The sequence below is a fragment of the Lactobacillus intestinalis genome (assembly GCF_024397795.1).
GTDB lineage: Bacteria > Bacillota > Bacilli > Lactobacillales > Lactobacillaceae > Lactobacillus > Lactobacillus intestinalis.
Genome location: NZ_CP072984.1, coordinates 1 through 19,578, shown reverse-complemented (window position 1 = coordinate 19,578; position 19,578 = coordinate 1). Strand labels below are relative to the sequence as shown.

The 19,578-nt window shown below is 29.9% G+C and carries 22 protein-coding genes; 8 read left to right on the top strand and 14 right to left on the bottom strand.

Annotated features, from left to right (window positions below):
• Positions 1-758 precede the first annotated feature (758 nt).
• The 4 genes from KBW87_RS08140 to KBW87_RS08120 all read right to left on the bottom strand — a co-directional run bounded on the left by KBW87_RS08140 (position 759) and on the right by KBW87_RS08120 (position 2,847).
• Positions 759-1,331: a hypothetical protein gene (locus KBW87_RS08140; RefSeq protein ID WP_057808757.1), complete on the bottom strand. Its 573-nt coding sequence runs from the start codon at positions 1,329-1,331 to the stop codon at positions 759-761.
• Positions 1,332-1,792: 461 nt separating this feature from the next.
• Positions 1,793-2,122, bottom strand: a complete 330-nt coding sequence (locus tag KBW87_RS08135) for a single-stranded DNA-binding protein (RefSeq protein WP_057808791.1) — start codon at positions 2,120-2,122, stop codon at positions 1,793-1,795.
• 264 nt (positions 2,123-2,386) lie between these two features.
• Complete coding sequence (locus KBW87_RS08125; protein ID WP_004896686.1) at positions 2,387-2,608, bottom strand: DUF2922 domain-containing protein; 222 nt, start codon at positions 2,606-2,608, stop codon at positions 2,387-2,389.
• A 20-nt stretch (positions 2,609-2,628) separates the two neighbouring features.
• Positions 2,629-2,847: a DUF1659 domain-containing protein gene (locus KBW87_RS08120; protein WP_004896685.1), complete on the bottom strand. Its 219-nt coding sequence runs from the start codon at positions 2,845-2,847 to the stop codon at positions 2,629-2,631.
• A gap of 514 nt (positions 2,848-3,361) precedes the next feature.
• On the opposite strand from KBW87_RS08120, the gene KBW87_RS08115 reads away from it, so the two are divergent.
• Together KBW87_RS08115 and KBW87_RS08110 are read left to right on the top strand one after the other, a co-directional pair.
• The gene (locus KBW87_RS08115; protein ID WP_057808789.1) at positions 3,362-4,168 is read left to right on the top strand and encodes a ParA family protein; all 807 of its coding nucleotides are present in this window, start codon (positions 3,362-3,364) and stop codon (positions 4,166-4,168) included.
• Entirely contained in the window at positions 4,161-4,466 is a 306-nt protein-coding gene (locus KBW87_RS08110) for a DUF5388 domain-containing protein (protein WP_057808787.1), read from the top strand. Before KBW87_RS08115 ends, KBW87_RS08110 begins: the two co-directional genes overlap by 8 nt.
• 120 nt (positions 4,467-4,586) lie before the next feature.
• Here the strand turns inward: KBW87_RS08110 and KBW87_RS08105 are convergent, their stop codons facing one another.
• On the bottom strand, positions 4,587-5,210 hold the full coding sequence (locus KBW87_RS08105) for a hypothetical protein (RefSeq protein ID WP_057808786.1): 624 nt from the start codon (positions 5,208-5,210) through the stop codon (positions 4,587-4,589).
• A 168-nt stretch (positions 5,211-5,378) separates the two neighbouring features.
• Here KBW87_RS08105 and KBW87_RS08100 point away from each other — a divergent pair, with 168 nt between their 5' ends.
• The gene (locus KBW87_RS08100; protein ID WP_236695243.1) at positions 5,379-5,972 is read left to right on the top strand and encodes a DUF6037 family protein; all 594 of its coding nucleotides are present in this window, start codon (positions 5,379-5,381) and stop codon (positions 5,970-5,972) included.
• A gap of 676 nt (positions 5,973-6,648) precedes the next feature.
• Complete coding sequence (locus KBW87_RS08095) at positions 6,649-7,992, top strand: replication initiation protein (protein ID WP_057808781.1); 1,344 nt, start codon at positions 6,649-6,651, stop codon at positions 7,990-7,992.
• A 497-nt stretch (positions 7,993-8,489) separates the two neighbouring features.
• On the opposite strand, the gene KBW87_RS09645 is transcribed toward KBW87_RS08095, so the two are convergent.
• The 8 genes from KBW87_RS09645 to KBW87_RS08060 form a co-directional block, all read right to left on the bottom strand.
• Positions 8,490-9,011, bottom strand: a complete 522-nt coding sequence (locus KBW87_RS09645) for a CPBP family intramembrane glutamic endopeptidase (RefSeq protein WP_369424469.1) — start codon at positions 9,009-9,011, stop codon at positions 8,490-8,492.
• 49 nt (positions 9,012-9,060) lie between these two features.
• Entirely contained in the window at positions 9,061-10,371 is a 1,311-nt protein-coding gene (locus KBW87_RS08090) for a YcaO-like family protein (protein ID WP_057808777.1), read from the bottom strand.
• Positions 10,365-11,291, bottom strand: a complete 927-nt coding sequence (locus KBW87_RS08085) for a hypothetical protein (protein WP_057808775.1) — start codon at positions 11,289-11,291, stop codon at positions 10,365-10,367. The genes KBW87_RS08090 and KBW87_RS08085 overlap by 7 nt, the downstream gene beginning before the upstream one ends.
• Before the next feature lie 5 nt (positions 11,292-11,296).
• Positions 11,297-12,175 carry a SagB family peptide dehydrogenase gene (locus KBW87_RS08080; protein ID WP_057808773.1) on the bottom strand — a complete coding sequence of 293 codons (879 nt, stop codon included), beginning with the start codon at positions 12,173-12,175 and terminating at the stop codon, positions 11,297-11,299.
• A complete protein-coding gene (locus KBW87_RS08075) occupies positions 12,168-12,473 on the bottom strand; it encodes an LlsX family protein (protein ID WP_057808771.1) in 306 nt (101 codons plus the stop codon). The genes KBW87_RS08080 and KBW87_RS08075 overlap by 8 nt, the downstream gene beginning before the upstream one ends.
• A complete protein-coding gene (locus KBW87_RS08070) occupies positions 12,470-13,219 on the bottom strand; it encodes an ABC transporter permease (RefSeq protein ID WP_057808769.1) in 750 nt (249 codons plus the stop codon). The genes KBW87_RS08075 and KBW87_RS08070 overlap by 4 nt, the downstream gene beginning before the upstream one ends.
• Complete coding sequence (locus tag KBW87_RS08065; protein ID WP_057808767.1) at positions 13,179-14,078, bottom strand: ATP-binding cassette domain-containing protein; 900 nt, start codon at positions 14,076-14,078, stop codon at positions 13,179-13,181. The genes KBW87_RS08070 and KBW87_RS08065 overlap by 41 nt, the downstream gene beginning before the upstream one ends.
• 61 nt (positions 14,079-14,139) lie before the next feature.
• On the bottom strand, positions 14,140-14,286 hold the full coding sequence (locus KBW87_RS08060) for a listeriolysin S family TOMM bacteriocin (protein ID WP_083478827.1): 147 nt from the start codon (positions 14,284-14,286) through the stop codon (positions 14,140-14,142).
• 775 nt (positions 14,287-15,061) lie between these two features.
• Between KBW87_RS08060 and KBW87_RS08055 the strand changes: the two genes are divergently transcribed.
• From KBW87_RS08055 to KBW87_RS08045, 3 genes are all read left to right on the top strand, one after another.
• Positions 15,062-15,673, top strand: coding sequence for a tyrosine-type recombinase/integrase (locus KBW87_RS08055; protein WP_057808765.1), 612 nt, complete (start codon positions 15,062-15,064; stop codon positions 15,671-15,673).
• Positions 15,674-15,781: 108 nt separating this feature from the next.
• Complete coding sequence (locus tag KBW87_RS08050; RefSeq protein ID WP_057808763.1) at positions 15,782-16,372, top strand: type IV toxin-antitoxin system AbiEi family antitoxin domain-containing protein; 591 nt, start codon at positions 15,782-15,784, stop codon at positions 16,370-16,372.
• Positions 16,369-17,244 carry a nucleotidyl transferase AbiEii/AbiGii toxin family protein gene (locus KBW87_RS08045; protein ID WP_057808761.1) on the top strand — a complete coding sequence of 292 codons (876 nt, stop codon included), beginning with the start codon at positions 16,369-16,371 and terminating at the stop codon, positions 17,242-17,244. Before KBW87_RS08050 ends, KBW87_RS08045 begins: the two co-directional genes overlap by 4 nt.
• Before the next feature lie 152 nt (positions 17,245-17,396).
• Here KBW87_RS08045 and KBW87_RS08040 read toward each other — a convergent pair whose 3' ends face one another.
• On the bottom strand, positions 17,397-17,849 hold the full coding sequence (locus tag KBW87_RS08040; RefSeq protein ID WP_236695242.1) for a hypothetical protein: 453 nt from the start codon (positions 17,847-17,849) through the stop codon (positions 17,397-17,399).
• Between the two features lie 724 nt (positions 17,850-18,573).
• Between KBW87_RS08040 and KBW87_RS08035 the strand changes: the two genes are divergently transcribed.
• Positions 18,574-18,882, top strand: a complete 309-nt coding sequence (locus tag KBW87_RS08035; RefSeq protein ID WP_255807306.1) for a hypothetical protein — start codon at positions 18,574-18,576, stop codon at positions 18,880-18,882.
• Positions 18,883-19,578: the final 696 nt, after the last annotated feature.

Below are 19,578 nucleotides of genomic sequence, written 5' to 3'. Positions count from 1 at the left end.
TGATTTGGTGGATTATTTATTCTTTAAACTAATATAAATTTCTCTGCTGATTATGTTTAATTATAGTTAATATCAAAAAAGAAGGGTGTGTTAGCTTGAATCTTATTAACTAAGATCAAAAATATTTTATTATCTAAACTTGGAGAATGAAAAAAGCCACTTAAAAAGTGACTTCTGATTGTTTTTGTTCACGTAACATTAATGCTTAATTTTGTGGATCAATCGAGTGACTGAGTCAATGTCATAAAGCTTGATATAATATTAAATCAATAGCAATTAAAGTATGTTGAGCCGGCGCGCAACAAAGGTAAGCTGATTACTTGCCGAAAGACGTCTTGTGGGTGGTCGTTGAACCACCTTTTTTGTTGCAAAATTTTCATCTCAAAAAATAGTGGTTAAGTTAAATACGTTCAAAAATTTGCATTTTTGAACGATCCACACAATTAAATAAATTCCTGTAATAATTGAATTTATCCTAATTAGAGAGGTGATAAAATTGGTTATTACTATTAATGTATCTCCTACATTAGTAATTGCAGTTGCTATTATTTTGTGGCGTCATAATAATCGACGTTAAAAGGCCCTCTCAAGCCCATCCATTATGGGCAAGTCTATCCTCGACGCTTCAGCTGGCTAAAGCCGTCTTCCGTCTCGTCTCGGAATAGCCAGACCCTCCACTACTGGGCTTGAGAGGGAAAAAAGAGCAGTTTTTATTCAAAAACTGCTCTTTTTACATTATTAGCAACTAGCATAGAAGATTACTGATTTTTTAGTGCTTTTTGATATTCATCCAAAAAATCATCTTTAGCATATTTTATATCCAAAAAAACATACGATGGTTCATAAATATCATCTGTAATTGGGTCTCCTTGTGTTATTCCGTCTCCTTCGTCCGCTTCAGTCTCAAATGGTTTAAAATCATATTCAGAAAAAATCCATACATAGTCAGAAGTGGATTGATTATCCACCACTTTCTTTAACCATTTCTGTGTTAAAGGTGACGAGGACTCTTCCCAGTAACTTATATCTCTATCGGGAGCGCAAAGATAAAAGGGTGCACAAAAAGCAATAATAGATTCTACTTCACCCATTACTCGATCTACATCTTCTTTTAATAATCCATTTTCATCGATACTATCAATGTCTTCTGATTTTTCTGATTTTCTTTCATAGGCATTTAGAGCTTCTAACCGCTTTTTATTTTCTTTTAGATACTCTTCCACACTCATTCCTAACAAACTTACTACTTCATCTTCGTGTTCTTTCAAATAAGATTTAGGATAATGAATTGCTTCTCTCAAATCTTTATCTAAGTTAGTCCATGGATTCATACCTTATCTCTCCTATAGTTTTATAAAACTTCATCTACTAATATTTAATTTCAATTTTTACAATATTTTTCTTCTCTCAAGTTCTATAATACTTTCACTCTCAAAGATTTTCAAAAACTTACTTTTCTAATTTCTTGCATTATTTTTGCAACCTCCCTACTTAATTGAACGATATAGTAATGTGAACTAGAGGTTAATAATAAGGAGATGAGAACTTTGATTATTACTATTAATGTATCTCCTACATTGGTAATTGCAGTTGCTATCATTTTGTGGCGTCATAATAATCGGCGTTAACAGGTCCTCTCAAGTCCATCCGCTACGGGCAAGTCTATCCTCGACGCTTCAGCCGGCTAAAGCCGTCTTCCGTCCCGTCTCGGAATAGCCAACCCCTCCACTACTGGACTTGAGAGGGCAAAACAAAAAGCAGTTTTTGAACTGCTTTTTTGATATATTCAAGTTTAAATAGATGTAGACGATACATTAGGATCGTGCAAGAAATGAGTGTTAGATACTACAACAGTATGATGATACTTAACTTGTTTTGTTACTTCATCAATGGACTTAGACACTTGTAATCTGCCTTGACACAAAACCTGTCTCCCTTTATCGCAATGTTTATAAATTGCACTAGCTAACTTATCAAAAGCCAAGCAGCGGATGTAATCAGCTTCTTTTCGATTATCCTGTCTAGGTACAGCTACTGTAAACCATGTATAATTACGACCATTTGCGGACTTTTTAAGTTCAGGTGTGTTAGTTAATCTTCCTAATAAATTAATATCGTTCATCTCTATTCTCCTAGTTTAAATTCTTTCTATTCACTTAAAATGTCAAATTCAATATATTAATCATTACTGTCTGAAAGGTGCATGATTGCAGAAGTTAGGCTGTCCAATTTACTTTCAATACGAATGATTAGAACTAATGCAATTACTACCCCAGACGCTTGTTCTAATACGTATCTAATGATTTCTTGCGTCATAGTCAAATCATTATCCTTCCTATAACAAAAAAGGGAAGGCAACAAGGCCTTCCCTTAGTCAACTAAACTATTACTCAGCGTCAAAAATAGGTGTACTTTGAGTTTCGTAGTATTTCGCCCCAACAATAGTTGCATAAGGGTTAATTTCTGCGTTATCGAAAATGTTAGCATCAATAATCTTTTGCATTGCAGCCTTAGCAGTGTCTGCATCGACACTCTTAGGATTATGCAAAGTAATTACTGAAGTTTTGCCTTTGGAATTATTAAAAATTAACTTTAAAACTTTGTTCATTTACATTCTCCTCCTGTAAATTATTCGCCGTCAGCGTCAATAATATTTGTGTCAGAAACTTGAGTACCAACAACAGTACCATTCACTAGTGAACCTAAAGCTTGAGCTACGGTATAAATGTTTTCGTAGCTTGCATCTTGCTTAACGTGAGCTAAACTAAAAGACTTTTTCTTTTCTTCACCATCAACCATGTAGCTAACAGTCATTTTTCTACCAGTAAATGCAGATAAAATCTTCATTTATCAAATATCTCCTTTTGTGTTTTTTAGAATATAGATATAGAACTAAAATAAAATGACTCGCGAAAACATCAAAAAAGCAATGATGCTTTCTCGACAGTTTTTCCTCGATCGATACATCATTGCTTAATTACTTTTCTTAAATTATTTATGTCTTTCTTGATGTAGATAAGATTATAGCATGATATTTTTCCTTTGCATAGGCTTTTTTGAAATTTTATTTTTATTTTATAGTGCTAGGATATTTTAGTCTAAAGGCTAAATAGTCTTAACACTATAAGATGTTTTCTATTTAGCTTTCTATCTGAAACTCACTAAATAATTTCATCTAAATATTCAATCTAAGAAAGTCTTTTCTCTGTTGGGGACAAATAGTTTAATTTTTTGATTTTCACCACTTCATAATCCTTTTATCTTATTATTCTGTAGTGCTAAGACTATAGAATATTGCAAAAGAAAGTTTTCTAGTTCATAATATTCTTATAGAAAATTGAATCTATTGCGAGGTGCTAAAATGACAAAGACTATAACCTTTGGTAACTTCAAGGGTGGGGTTGGTAAAACAACAAATGCAACCCAAGTCGCCTATGAATTATCAAAAAGAGGAGCAAATACTCTCCTTTTAGATTTAGATCCGCAAGCAAATGCCACAAACATTATGCTTAAAACTAAAGCAAACCTAACGGATAAAATCGATCAATTTGATTCATCCTTAATGGCTGCTATCCAAAACAAGGATCTATCAAAGGCCTTAGTTAATATTACAAGTAATTTAGACTTGATAGGATCATCGGCAGATTTTTCCTTATTTCCACGAGTAATGGAAAAACAATTTTCAAGGTATATTGATCGGGTCAAATACTTGAATGAATTACTATCTCCAATTACTAAAAATTATGATTATGTGATTATTGATGTTCCGCCTACGATTAGTTTAATTACTGACGCTGCTCTTTATGCCAGCGATTGGTGCGTAATTGTCATGCAAACACAACAACAAGCTTTAGATGGGGCTAGTGCATTTATTCAATATATGCAGCAAGAAGTAATCGATACCTATAAAGCACCTAGCTTGGACTTAGTAGGAATTTTACCTGTACTAATCCAACCCGGAGCTCCTGTTGATAATTTGACATTGCAAAATGCGGAAGAAGAGTTTGGCCAAGACAATATTTTGCCAACTTCAATTCATCAAATGCAGCGTTTAAAGCGCTATGGAGTAACGGGGATTACTAATGATAGTCGCTATGATGAAAAGGTATTTGAAGTTTATAAGCAAGTTGTAAATGACATTTTGAATAGGATTGAAGCAAATGAGTAATTTAATTAACAGTAACAAACGTAAAATTAATGTAAAGCCGAAGCACGAAGTTTCAATTAATGAAATTGAGGGTAATGACAATAAGAAGACGTTTAACGTAAATATCAAAATTGATAATACAGTTAGAAATAGTCTTATAGCAATTTCTAATTTAGGAATTGCTCCAAATCAAAAAGAAGCTGTTGCATATTTAGTTCAACAATTTCGTGATAATTTAGATTCAGACAATCAACGCTTATTTGATTTACAAGTTGATGTGTTAAATAAAAAAGATGCTAAATTACATGAAAATAATTAGCATCTTGTAGTGCTAAGATAGTTAGATGAAGTAGTACATACAAAGATACGTTAGAGCATGATAATATTGAATTTACTAATTTAGGTGAGGAGATAATCGAAACTCAGAAAAAAAGAAGCTTTAATCAGCTTCTTTTTTTTCTGAGTAATAATATTTTTCAGGGTTTTTGAGTCTTTTTTGGCCAATAACAAAATTAGGATTGTCTCCAACTTCTTCGTAGTCCCAGTAGTTGGTTGATAAGTCATTAAAAAAGAGCTCTTTTTGCTCATCATTCATAGTAAAAAATTTATCAAACAGAGCCTTCAACATTAATTCGTTTAGTCCTTTTCTTTTTTGCTTTTCCGTTGCTGGTGGGGCTGGGTCATAATTATAGCGATTTTGGTAGTCATAAACTTCTTCTTGGGTATGAGTATTAATAAAATCTATCCAATCTCTTTGGCTATCTTCGATGTCCTGAGCGTTTTTTTTAGCTTCAGTAAGTATTTCTTGTTTACTAAACCCTGACTCTTGAATTACAAGATTGGTCATGTACTTATAAAATTTTCTTGAGATTTGTTGCAAGTCTTCTTGTTTAAATAACTTTGTTTTAGACTTCCCTCTAATTTCAGTTTGTGCATTTTCCCATAGTTGCTGCGCTTTTAGCTCTTTTGTATATTTATTTCTCAATTTTGCTAAATTTTTTTTGTTAACAGGTAAATGGAAAGCTCTTAACTCGCTAATCATGAAATTATTAAGGGTTACCATAAGATTACTCCTTTTATTAAATTGATATCACAATAATATAAATCGATGTTTATCTAAAACATATTATACAAACTGTTTTATCAATTGACAACCATTTTATAAATGATACAATAACTTTTAAAATCAAGAGAAGAAAGGAAGAAAAACATGAAAAGTCTAGATAACCTTATGTTGTTAAAAAATGATATGAAAGCCAAGGATTGGACTATTTCTAGTTTTATTTTTGTCTATAAAAATATTAAGTATGTCGTTCTCGTTAAACGGTTTATAGATCCAATCAAGAGAGTTAAGCCATATGCATTGGTTCAGTTGGAATTTATGAAATATAACAATCCCCAAGATAATTATGTAGTAGAAGCTAATAGTAATAGTCTCCTTGATGAGATTAAATCTATAAGAAAGTACTTTGGAATTGCCTACGGGCCAAATATGGGACAATTGATGAAGCAATTTGCTCAAACTCTTAATAAGGTAGTTCCTACTCAAGTTCCAAATCACTATGATGAAACTCAACTTAAATGTTTAAACTACTCTTTAAGCCAATCTGATTCAGAAGATCCGACTAAAATTTATTGCTACGGTACAATAATGAATCCAGTGGAGAAACAGAGATCACCTTTTAATTCCGATAAGACTAAGTTATATAGACCTGGTCTGTTTCAAAAATTAGGAATCGAGTCTAGACGTAGTTTTTGTTATTCAAATGATCCTCAAAAAGAAAAAACTGATACTGAAATCATTGCAAATATAAATAAACAATAACTGTTTTGAGATTAAGAAATGTCTACATTGCATAAATGTAACTTCTTAGTCTCTTTTTTATGGGTAAAGAAATTAATACTTAATTACAATAATTCAAGTTTTGAACAATTTATGTTCTAGATTTATTTTTTTCTTTGAAAATGACATTCCTTTAATACCTTTAATACTAATATACCTTTATATATAACCCTTTAATTACCTTTAATTACCTTTAGCGCATTCGTGAGCCCTTGAGCCATCTGCATTTGCGCTATATAAGGAACACCCAAAAGGGAGAAAGGAACACCCAAAAGGGAGAAAGGAACACCCAAAAGGGAGTAAAAATACTAAAAGGAACACCAAAAGGGGAGATTTATTAAACACCAAAAGGGGAGGTTTATAACACCCAAAAGGGAGTGGATAACTTTTTAAAGTTAAAAGAAACACCAAAAAGGGAGTATAGATTCTGCCTTAAAGTAATAAGGAGCACCCAAAAGGGAGTGGATAACTTATTTAAGATGAAAAACACTATATATAGATGGCTGCCCTTAGCTTAAATACAAAATATAGTAAAAATACTCAATAAAGAACACCAAAAAGGGAAAACAAAAATTATCTTCTTTATTTAAAACACCAAATTGCATTGATATGGTGTTTCTTTTATAATTAATAAAAAAGATAATTAGGATGGTTTGTGATGTCTGAAGAACTTAATCTCATTGAAATTAGTGACGAAGATCAAAATAAGAAATTGAGTACCATCGTCAAGATGGATAATGATCTGCTTGTAAAAGGATTTCCTAACTTTTCCAAAAAGTGGACGCCCTTTGATATTGACTGGTGGAATATCATTGATTCTCAGGTCTTAGATCAAAAAGATAATCTAATCAAAATTCCAATTTCTAAAGTAAAAGAATTAATGTATTTTAGAAAACATATAACAAATGATGAATTTATCAAAAAATCAAATGATACGTTGAAGAAATTCATGACTATTCAGGCCAGCTTGGAACAAGAAGATGGGGACAAAAAGATATATATGAATGTTAATATCTTTAGCCAGTCTTACATCGATACTGATTACAATGCTTGGATTAGAGTTTCACCACAGGCAACAAAGTATTTCAATAATTTATCGCAATGGACGAGATTTGCCTTAGAACAAGCAACTCGACTTCATACTTCCTATTCAAAGAAGTTGTTTATGTATCTAAAACAATGGCGGACGGTAGGCAAAAAGACCTTTACCTTAGAGGAATTTAGGAATGCACTTGATGTGCCTAAGAGCTATCGTCCCGGAAGTATTGACCAAAAAATACTCAATCCAACAGCAGAGTACTTAGCTCCGTACTTTATGAATTTTCGAATTACTAAGAATTATTCTAAGGGAATTCGAGGAAGAAAATTAATTGGCTATACTTTTACCTTTAGACCTGAATCTAAAACGCAAAAAGATGTTGGTTATAATAAGAGGATTGAAGAGACTACACATCTGTATTCAATTATGACGAACACTTTTTTAAATGTAGAACAAAAATTTCGCGCCATAGATCGTTATCGTGGTCTAAAATTAGGCACTACTAAAAAGTATTATGAATCAGCACACCCACAAACCGTATTTTTAGACCCTGAGAGCGATCATAGAATAAAACGAGGAATAACCCATAGATCAGATTTATACGGCTTATCAGGCTATAAAATTACGGATTTGGAAGCAATTATTATGACTTACGAAGATTTACTTAAAAATGGAAAATTAAAAGAATGGGATTTGCAAGATTTAGCAATTATTGAACGGGCATGTTTTGATAAACAAATAAAATTAGCTGCCAAAACTGAACATTCAGATAAGCCTTACATCCCGCATCGTAAGATACTAATTAATTCGTTGGTAATACAGTTAATTGATAGTCATCGTTTAGATGATTACAAGTCTGAATCAGTTAATTTAGAAATAAATAGATTAGTCCGAGAAAACTTTGGTAAATATAAGCGAGAAGAAGATAAGAGACCATACGAATTGAAGTTTGATTTTGATTAGTTTTGTTATCCTGTAGTGTTGAGATTCTTTAGTCTCTGGATAAGAGGATAAAGTAGTGCAATTAAAAAAACGACCAAGTAAAACAACTTGGTCGTTTTTTTAATAGAGAGTTATAGCAAATAATGAAAAGTATCTTGGTCATTTTGCTCTAAATGATCAAGATACTAACATAATGATAAAGATAGTGCCAATCAAATTATTGCTGAATATTCTGATGGTAGATTTAACCCACATCACTCACCAAATAGAGATTTCAATAAGCGATTGAGTCTCATTAATCAGAAAGATTTACCCCCTGATAAATTAATCAGAAAGCACTATGGCAAGCTTTAGAGCCATTGTCAATTAATGAGCTAAATGAGCAATTCCGCAATACAATGAAGTTACGATCGTCCCCTCAAGCATTTTAAGAAGAAAGGAAACTACAAAAGTTTGGTAATGCTGGGCAATAACGTAGGGATTATAAAAAACTGGGGGGATTTCTTATAATTTTAATATTATAAGTTATATATTTGATGTTGATTACTTCTATCTAAAAACACAAGTGAATTAAATAAACAGTGAATGCCGATTACTAAAAATAAATTTTGAGTAAACAAGAATATTAAGGTAATGAGAGTAGCAAAAATAATTTTATTTAAAGATACAATTCCTTGATAAATTATATGAGAAAAAACAAATGTAAGTATTGATAATAGACAAAATTGCCATGCTTGTAATCCAATAACATTACAAATAAAAAATAAATTATATCTAAAATTTAATTCTTCTAACAATGGGTAGAAAAGAATTGCGATAATGGCTTTTTTACTATTAAATATAGATAGATGAACATTGTGAGTTAACGATGATTTTTCTATAAAATAGCAACAAAACGGAACTAATACATACAATATGCTATTCAGTATTACAAAATAGCGATGTGCAATAATTAAAAGAGTAGAAATGTCACATATTCCAAGACATATAGCGTACTTAAAAAAGTCCGAAGTAAAACGTAAGAAATTTACTTTTCTCATTAAAACTAATATAAGTCCAGGAAAACATGTTAAGAAAAAAATAATAAAACTAAGCCATTGGATGCGGTACATAGTTTAATATTCCTCCTATATTAGCATATCGAGGATGATAATATGGTGGAAAGGACGGTAAAGGAAGGGATAATAATTCTGGAATTAATACTCGAGAAACAACAAAATTCTTATTATAAAATTCTACTGGGGTAATGTTTAAGTAACAAGCAAATTTACTGAATTTACTGATACTTTTTATTAACTCATTAAATGAGTTAACTTTCTTATGTTTTTCTAAGCAACATTTTCTTTCTCTCTTTAAATTTTGAATACCATACTTAGCGTAGTAAATAACATTATCATCTAAGTTATCTATAGATAGCTTAGATATATCTTTTTTTATATTTTTAAATTTTTCTGTATTATTCCAAATGGTAGTGAAACAGTATTCTAAAACTGTTAGTGCTTCTAAAAATCCTCTATACAAACACTTATTTAAGTTTAGACCACCTTGTACCCCAACTACATATTTGGGCAAATTAGAATCTTTTGCAGAAATTTCACAGACTACAATAGGAATAGGTTTATCAAAAGAAATATCAGTAAATTTAACATCAAACTTTTTTATAAAATTATTAACTGATTCATTGTTAAACCATTTTTGAAGCAGCTCTTTAATGTTTACATCTAATTTTGTTCCAGTGAATCCTCCATACCACCATAAATTGTAAGAATCTATTTGTAAAATTTCTATAATTGCATTTTGTATGCTTTTTTTAAATGTCTCTTGTGAGGCTGTTCCAGTAGAAACCGCACTATTTAAAAATCTTTTTTCTTTATTAAATATTTTTTTATCAAAAAGCACCACCATTTGTAAAGGCACGTATACTTTTAATTTACTATTCAATAAAGAATACATTGGGACCCAAGATATTAAATCATTAGGTTCTATATAATGAGTAATATCTTTTTTCTTAAAATAAACATTTATTAACGAAAGATCTAGAATAAGATCGTTAGGGAATTTTTTCTTTAAATCATTATAGGTAGCATGTATAATTTGATTTTTAATATTCTTATATAATAATGTAAACGAATATCTTTCTGAACTTTCACCTAAGAAGGAGGCTAATGCTTCATTATATTCCGTTCCATAGCCACTTAAATGGTAGTTCACTGACATATGGTCATGAAAGATATTTTTCTCAAAATTATTAAACTGTGCAGTTAAATAATGGTACTTGGGGATTGGATACGAACTGGCCCCTAAAAAATAAACATTATTCTTCCAAATACCCGATACATTACCACCTAGTAGTTTTTGTCGATATAAATTATAATTAAGATCATTTTGAAATACTAACATTTTCTCAAAACTTCTTTCATAATTTCACATGATTTCATATTTTGTTCTGCAAATAAGATATTATTTACTGTAGAACAAGTTGTACAACTTGTTTGTCTTTTATTAAAGTCGAAATCGCTTTCGTATGTAGGTAAGTAAAGATGGAAAACATTTCCTCTAAGTGCAGTATCTCCATAAAGGTTTACGTTTTTCAATTCATTATTTAAAATACTAATGATAACCCCGTAAATTGAAATATCGAATTTTTCGGGTGACTTAATAAAATAATGATTTCTATAATATTCCATATCCTTGGGAAACTTCGAAATTATAGAATCTGCTAAACATTCATAGCAACCTGTCTCTCCGTGAACTATATTTGTAGCAAATAAGTTTCTATTATCAAAAAATATTAATGTATATGGCATATTTTTTATTTTAGTTAATATGTTAATAGCTTGAATAATTTTTTCTCTATTATAAGGTAGAATAACGTATAGATTACTATCTCCTATATTCTTTACAACTCTATCACTAATACTTTTTGATAATTCTCTATCCTTTTGATTTACTAATGTATTTACATCATCAGAAGATAATATACTATCTGGTGCGACTACTGTTGAATTTATATTTAGATATTTTTTCAAGAAATCTATAGCATTTCTTTCTGCTACTATAAAATTTTTGCTCTTTTCTTCGATTTCGAAATGAATAAGATCAAATTGGGCTAATTTTTTAAAGTCTTTATCTATGTCGCTATCTATTTTTACAGAAATTGTTCCATTTCTTATAAATGTTTCAAATGCATCTACAAATGCATTACTGCTTTTTTCTTTATCAATCACTAGGGTTTGTTTATGTAAGAATCCTTTTGAAATTTTAAATCTATCACTTAAATTTTCAATATACACATTCTGTGGTTTGATATATGTATTCATAATTATTACTCTTTTCCACAAATACTGCTTAACAATATATGTTCATCAATATGATCAAAATCTAATATATTTTCTATATATCTTTTTTTAAAACCCGCAATGGTACAACCAGATAAGCCTAATGATGTAGCCACTAAATCAAAATTTTGAGACATCTCCCCAACTTCTGCTATAGCCAGTAATAATGATAATTCTCCATATTTTAAATATAATGAACTCACTCTAAAACCATAAAATACGCTCAAATTAGAAGAAGAAACCTCTATCCCTTCTCCCTCGTAAAAATTATCAATATTTATAGCTTTATCTTGCGATAATGGAAGTAAAGTATTAGATAAAGGCTGGTACAGATAAAAACCCGACTTCATGTCTTCAACATTATTGCAATAGATATATACTTTAATAGGATACAATCCACCACCAGACGCATAATATCTCGTGTTTATCGTAAGACTGTCCGTGTATATTTTTCTTGGAGATGTACCCCAAGAATAATGTAGCAACGTAGAGAGGACACGTTTAGAAATGGGAATACTACTAAATTTTCGACAACTATGTCTTTTGGAAAGAACTTTGGTAATACTTACTCCTATTTGTCTTTTAGGTGCTGGTAATTTTATAACGGATGAATCGGATACCTCATTTAAATATTGTGCTTCGTTTATTAAACCCGCTTCATTTATTTGATTGTAAGCTAACATACTTTTAAAATCATTTAATTTTTGATGATTTAGATTTAACATGTAGCTTAGCATCTCAGAATTAGCATTAGCTAGTATTAGTTGAGAATACACATTATGATTATCACTATTTGAAATATTATGTAAATCTTCTTTGGCCAAAGTATGTTGGTTAAGCATACCTTTCAGTTTAATATCAATCATTCGTAGCGCCTCTTTGTTTTCTAGCAATAAATAATTCCATTAAAAATACTACTAATATGGAGCAAATTACACCTATAAATATCATATTAGCTAAAATAGGAGTTCCAATTTTATTATAGATTTTATATATTGGTAATCCTAAAAGCTTGATAAAATATTCTTTTTTAAAATTATCTAAATAAAAATATTTTGTGTATCCTATACTAATAGATACAAAATTGATTACTATGGATAATACTATTCCTCCAATTATTTCTAAGATAATTCTATATTCTTGTTTATGCATCAATTTTTTCATTTTGTAACTCCTCTATATTTAAATTTGTATACTAGTAAGGTCAAAATTACAGTAATTATCATCCAAAGCGTATTAAGTTTTAAAAAATCACCATTCCAAAGCTGACGTCCAGTCCAAATACTAAAGAAATTATTTGTCATATATTTAATTGGAAGATAATTACTAATATTAATTATCTTCTTAGGTAATTCATTAAATCTAACAAATACCCCAATAAACATATATGTCAAAAACATTATAATCATTCCTAAGGGCATGATTACTCTTGTATTAGGTATTATGATAGCGAAAGATAAACCAACTACAAAAAGCACAAAAATACAATATATACTTTGAATAAAAAATGCCAAAACGTACTGAAAATTAGGAATTGAAAGATTAAATAAAATACGTGCTACTAAAATATTAAAAAAAATCTCTAGGATAGCTAAAATTAGGTACGAAAGCAAATCCGCAATCATTAATTTATAGGTATTAACGCCTAAATATTGTAATCTTTCCAGTACTTTGCTTTGTATATTTTCAGATACCCAAATTGGAAAACTAATTAGAGCCAAAGGTAATATCCCAATACTTATACTAACTAAGAAATACTTATCAATAAAATGAAGCCCATTTCCTATTGAAAAATTCCCATATGAAATTAGCATAGTAACCATCATGATAATTGGAAATATTAATGAGAAAAATACAGCTATAGGAACTCTAAATTGCATTTTCAAACTTTGAATTAGATTTCGTACCATTTGATTTTCCTACTACCAACAGATAAGTTGTGTAGATATTACCTTTCTTAACTTGATAAGGAATTAAAGATTGAGAAAGAAAATTTGTCACTTCAGTGTTTTGAATTATATTCTTTGTAAAAATTCTATTATTATAAATCTGTATATCTGGCCATCTTTTTAATAAAGATTGATATATTTTTTTATCTATATTCACAACTTTGATACATGAATAGTGAGGATATTCTTTTAAAATCTCTTTAATAGAACCTTGAAATAATAATTTCCCTTGATCTAAAATTATTATTTTATTAGCCCAATCTTCAATTTCTTCAAAATAGTGTGTTATCTGTATGACAGTTGCATCTTTTGTTTTTGTCTTAACATCATTTTCTAAAAACTCTCTTTTTTCATAGTCTAGGCCCGATGTGAGTTCATCTAAAAAAAATATTTTTTTTGTTTGGGACAATACTAGGCCGATTGTTAATCGTTGTTTTTCACCAACAGATATATTTTTAATATATTTGTTTAATAACTCTGTTAGATTATATTCCTGACAAAATTTATTTAAATTAACAGCCCTATTGTGCTTACTTCTAAAAATTAAGTCTATTAACTCCTTTACTTTCATTAAGTCACTGTATTCATTATTTTGAAAGACAATCCCTATGTCATTATCATCAAAATTTTTATAAATTTGACCTACGTAGGGAATCTTTCCAATAATTGCATTAATGAGGGTGGTTTTACCAGCCCCATTTTTTCCAAGTAGTGCTACTTTGTCTCCTTGATTAATACGAATAGTTTGACCTTGAAAATTTATTATTTGTTTTTTGTTTAAAATAACCTGCAAATTTTTTAAAACTAAGGCTTCGTTCATATTAGTTTCTCCAAAAAAGGGAGAATATAAGGTATTCTCCCTAGTAAGTTACACAATATCATTACTTGAGGTTGGCTGTAGCTGCACTTGTGCAAGAACAAGAGCATGAACAGGAACATGAACATGAACAGCAACCACTAGCATATTGCATAGCATTAGGATTCTGCGTGTCAGAATATCCATTACTGCTTTGACTAATAATGCTCATAGTATTTCCTCCTAAACTTAAAACAACGTTATTTTTACGTTTTCATTGTAGGTCTATTCTCTTTTATATGCAAGCGGTTTTATATTTGAATTTAATTAGTTTTTACTTATGATCTACTAAGATTATCGGATATTTAGATAAAGAGTAATAAAATAACATCATCTCATAAATCAAAAATCCCACTAAGCTAACACCAATTTTCATGATCCAGTAACTCCTAATTTGAATGCTTGGGCAGTGTGAAAGTACCTGAATAAGAATCCGTTAATTATACTTCACGTCTAAAAATTAAAAGTAGTTAGTTTGGTAAAGAATGTGTTGAAAAATATACCTTTAAAGACTAGTTTTTATAAGGGGGACAATAATAATTAAATTAATCTCAAAAATCTGCCCGTAGGAATAAGTATATTTACAATTTAATTAGTGGAATGTATATTAAATAAATAATAAATTGGGAAATTGCAATTATTGTGAGGTCACCTATTAAAAAGATATCTCACTAAAAAATATTTTCAAAAAAATAAAAGAAGCTAGTGTCATTAGTAGGTAATGACACTAGCTATTTTTATATAAAATACTGATATATTGCCATTTTCTTAAATATATAAAAAGTAATAGTGTTATAATTATAAAATATCATAAAATGATACTACAGCTAAAATGTGGATTACTGATGCTGAGAGAAGCATTCTGTGGTCTTTAAAATTTATTTAAGTCAATAATTAATCATTTATGATATTTAAATACACTTAGCGACATGGAGATAAAATAGCATATGAGACAGATAGTTAAGCCAATCAAAGATTCTTGGGTCTTGCGCTCAGTTCAAGAGTCTCTTTTGAAAGATTTCGATCTGGGATGCAGGAACTATACTATTTTCCAAACGGGTAAGGCTACCTTGCTTAGAGTTAGTGATGTACTACGATTAAAGAAGTCAGATGTATATGATAAGCGGGGGCGCGTTAAGAAAAACGCCTATATAATAGATAAAAAAACTAAGAAGCCAAATACTTTATATCTTAATCCCATTAGACATGATTTAGAGACTTACTACGATTGGCTAGAAAAGTGGCAAAAGGAAAATCCCACTCAAACTGTCTTTTACAGCCCATGGTTATTTCCCTCTTTTAAACGTCCCGAGAAGCACATTGATGAGCGTCGCTACTACATGATTATGTATAAAGTAGGGAAGAAGCTAAATATCGATTATCTTGGTACACACACGATGAGAAAGACGGGTGCCTATCGCGTCTACGAACAAACTAATCACAATATCGCTTTAGTAATGAAGTTGTTAAATCACTCATCTGAAGACATGACTCTAGCTTATTTAGGACTAGATCAAGAAACCCGTGAACACATTCTAGATACAATTGATTTTGGATAGTCGGACTACATAATGCTGTAGTGCTGATACTACTTAGTCTTACCACTTTTACTTATTTTACTGCACAACTAACTTAACTGTAGTAAAATAAGTAAAAGAGGTGTTTTTATGAATCAGCAAGCATTAATTAAAAAATTGGCCGGAGACCATAATGGGACTCTTACACATAATCAGTTAATTAACAATAATATCTCAAGTTATAACATTAACTTAGCTTTAAAATCAGGATTACTTGAGCGCACACGCCCAGGTATATATCAAGAATCTGACACTACGGAAGATATTTTTTATAGTCTGCAACAAAAATATAAACGAGGTGTCTACTCTTTAGAAACAGCTTTATATTTATGGAATCTAAGTGATCAATATCCTTTTAGTTTAGATATGACTTTTCCAAGGGGCTATAATCATGCAAATTTGGACTTGGATATTAAAGCTCATTATCAAATAAAATCTCTCCAAGATATTGGAATCACAGAAACAAAATCCTTTAACGGAAATACTATTAAAGTATATTCTCCAGAACGAACTTTGGCCGAGATTTTACGCACTGTTAATATGGTAGATATTGAAATAATAACTAACGCTTATAAAACATGGGCAAAAAGAAGTAAAAAGGATATTAATGCATTGATGGATTTTGCTGAAAAATTTAAAGTAATGGATAAGGTAAATAGTTATTTAGAGGTATTACTGTGAAAAATTACGTAGATGAAAAGCAATTTAAGGCAGATATACGAAAGTATGCTCAGCAAAATCATATAAGTGGTAATGAAATAGGGCGCTTATGGCAAGAAGTTATGTTAGATGATTTATTAAAAAGAATCTCTCTATCAAAATATAAGGACAACTTTATTTTAAAAGGAGGATTACTATTATCAGCAGTAGTTGGTATTAATAATCGTTCAACAGAAGATATTGATGGCGAGATTAAAGGCTTTGATCTAACTGAAAGCGAAATAGAGAAAGTATTTACGGTAATTTGTAATACTAAGCCTGATAATGATCCGTTAGAAATTGTTTTGATAAAAATAGAGAAAATCCATGAGAATGAAGAATACAAAGGTTTTCGTTTACACTTTAATGCATCTTTTAAAACCATTAGGTATCCATTAAAAGTTGATATTTCAACTGGAGATGTTATTACTCCTAGAGAAATCCATTATAATTATATGCCTCATCTAGAAAATGAAAAAATTGAGATTTGGGCATATAACATGGAGACGGTAACAGCAGAAAAACTTGAAACTGTAATTACTAGAGGAATTGCGAACACTAGAATGAAGGACTTCTATGATCTTTATATTTTGCAAAATAAAAATGTAAAGATTAATATACCAACATTACAAGCAGCCTTTATTAATACAGCAAACTATAGAAAGTCTATTTTTTATAAAGACGGTAAAATTGATAAGGATTATTGTTTACAACAAATAGATAAGATTCAGAATAATCAAAGAATGCAAAGATTGTGGCAGAATTATGTTCGAAAACATCCATTTGTAAATGATCTTACTTTTAATCAAACTATTTCGGCTGCCAGAGATTGGATTAAAAAGATAGATAATTAATACAGTATCTCCATAAGAATGATCTTGGTAAGGTTTAAATATTGAAAGCAAAAATGACAAATCTTTAAGTAGATCTGTCATTTTTGTTTTTTAGGTTTTATTTAGTAGGACTATAGAATAATTTAGTCTTAGCACTATATAGTATTAAATAATCAGCTTTCGGTATTTTTCGCGTCTCTTACTTTTGCTTCATATTCGTATTTAATTTCTTCAAATTTTTTTGAAAAATCAATAATTTTATATTTGAGATTTAAGCCATTTATTTGACTTTGCACTAAATAAAATACAGGAGTAGTAAGCATTTGATCTTTGACAAATAAATATTCGTTTGACTGAGCAATTATCAAATATCTTATTTCTTTAACATTAATCTCTTTCCTCACATAATCAGTTTGAATAACATATGCACCAGTTGCATAAAATATTGTCCAGATCGTATAGAACCCATTCGCAGTCATGAAGAGCCAATATAATAGAGAAAACTCATATTCATCAACTACTGGATGAAACAATACCGAATAAATATAAGCGCGTTTACCAATTGCCAAAATAATAGCAACATATATAATCCACCCTTGATGAATAAATATCCATGATAATTTCATTAGCCTTTTAACAGCCCGAACTAAAGAAAAGCCATGTGTTGTACCATCTATATATTCAGAATTACTATTTAGAAATGACAGCCAATTTTCATTTACACATACTGCTAATATGCAAGCTATTAAGATAAGATAGGTAAGAAAATAATCCAGATACTGAGTGACCCATAAAATATCTGCCCAATATGATACAAAATATTTCCAATATCTATATTATTCCAGTAAAACAGATTGAATTTTTTATTAGGTAGATAAATTATTAAAATGATCTCCAAAATAAAAATATAATTGAAAATAGGAATATTCATTTTACGAAAGTACTTCTTTATAAGATCGTAAAGTTCTTTAAGCATTGTTTTCTCCTTTTATATAATTAATATAGGTTTTAATTATACTTTTTTCTTCATTATAATAGGTACACCAATGGAGGTCAGAACACTTGAGTATTTTAAAGCTCCCAGTAGTGGAGGGCTTGGCTACTTCGAGACGATACGGAAGACGGCTTTAGCCGGCTGAAGCGTCGAGAATAGACTTGCCCGCAACGGAAGGGAGATTTTATCAAATTTTGGGGCAATAGAATAATCTAGTATAGTAGTGCTAGCATTATTTTATCTTTTTATCTCTTTATTAACTAAGCTTTCATTAAGCACAAGATAATAATTTAAGTAATCAATCTTAGATAATATAAAATAGAGGGAAGGCACTATCATAGACATAGAGGTATGCAATGAAAGCACACGAAAAAGAATTTTTATCTAATATTGAAGATCTTAAAAATACATTTAATACGATTAAGAAAGATCCATCTTTTATTTATAATCCCAATAAACCAGCCGGGGCACATTTAATAAATATTCGTTCAGTTGGAGAAGGCATGGTAGAGCATACTGAAATTCTGAATGCAATTATTGTTCCTGAATGGACATTTAACGCTGAATTCTTTGATGAAAACATGAAACTGCTAAAATTCAGTTTGAAAATTATTATGCTGATAAAAATGAAAGTCTGCCTCAAAATATGTGGGAGACTCCCGTAAAATTTGTATATGATTATTGTACTTACGATTATACAATTGGTAGTTTTTCTGAAAATTTAGATAATTATTCAGAGAGGTTCATTAGTTATGATGAAGCATTAGAAAAATTCCAAGGTTATAAAAAAAAAATGATTGAAATGAATAAGTTGATTGCGCAGGCTAAGAAAAAAGAAAATCTTAGTCCTAATTAATCTTGAATATATAGAAACGCCAAATCTTTAAACTAGATTTGGCGTTTTTTTTTGCTTGTTTTTACATTTCCACACTAGGAGATATTACTTTGACATAATAGATTCAATTCTAAAAAGGCGGTGAAAATCATGACAATTACTATTGTTTTTTACTCCCAAAATTGCTATTGTAGTAGTCTTGATCTTATTGCATCATCATTGATACTGTACGTATGAATATTAATTAAGCATAAAATGCAATTTTTGACTTACTTTATATCTGCTTAACAACATAAATATTTCAAAAATCATCCGAATATCAAGTATAGATTTTGCATACATCAATACTAATTACTAATGATTACAAAACATCTAAATAAAAGTCTTTTCATAGCTTATTAAAAAATTAGGTTTTAAAATATAGTTGAGAACTCAGGAGACTTATCATGAAAAAAGAAAAAGAAGAGCCTAAAACTTTTGGCAATTTATATCAAAAAATGGTGGATTATCGTAGTAATTATAGGAA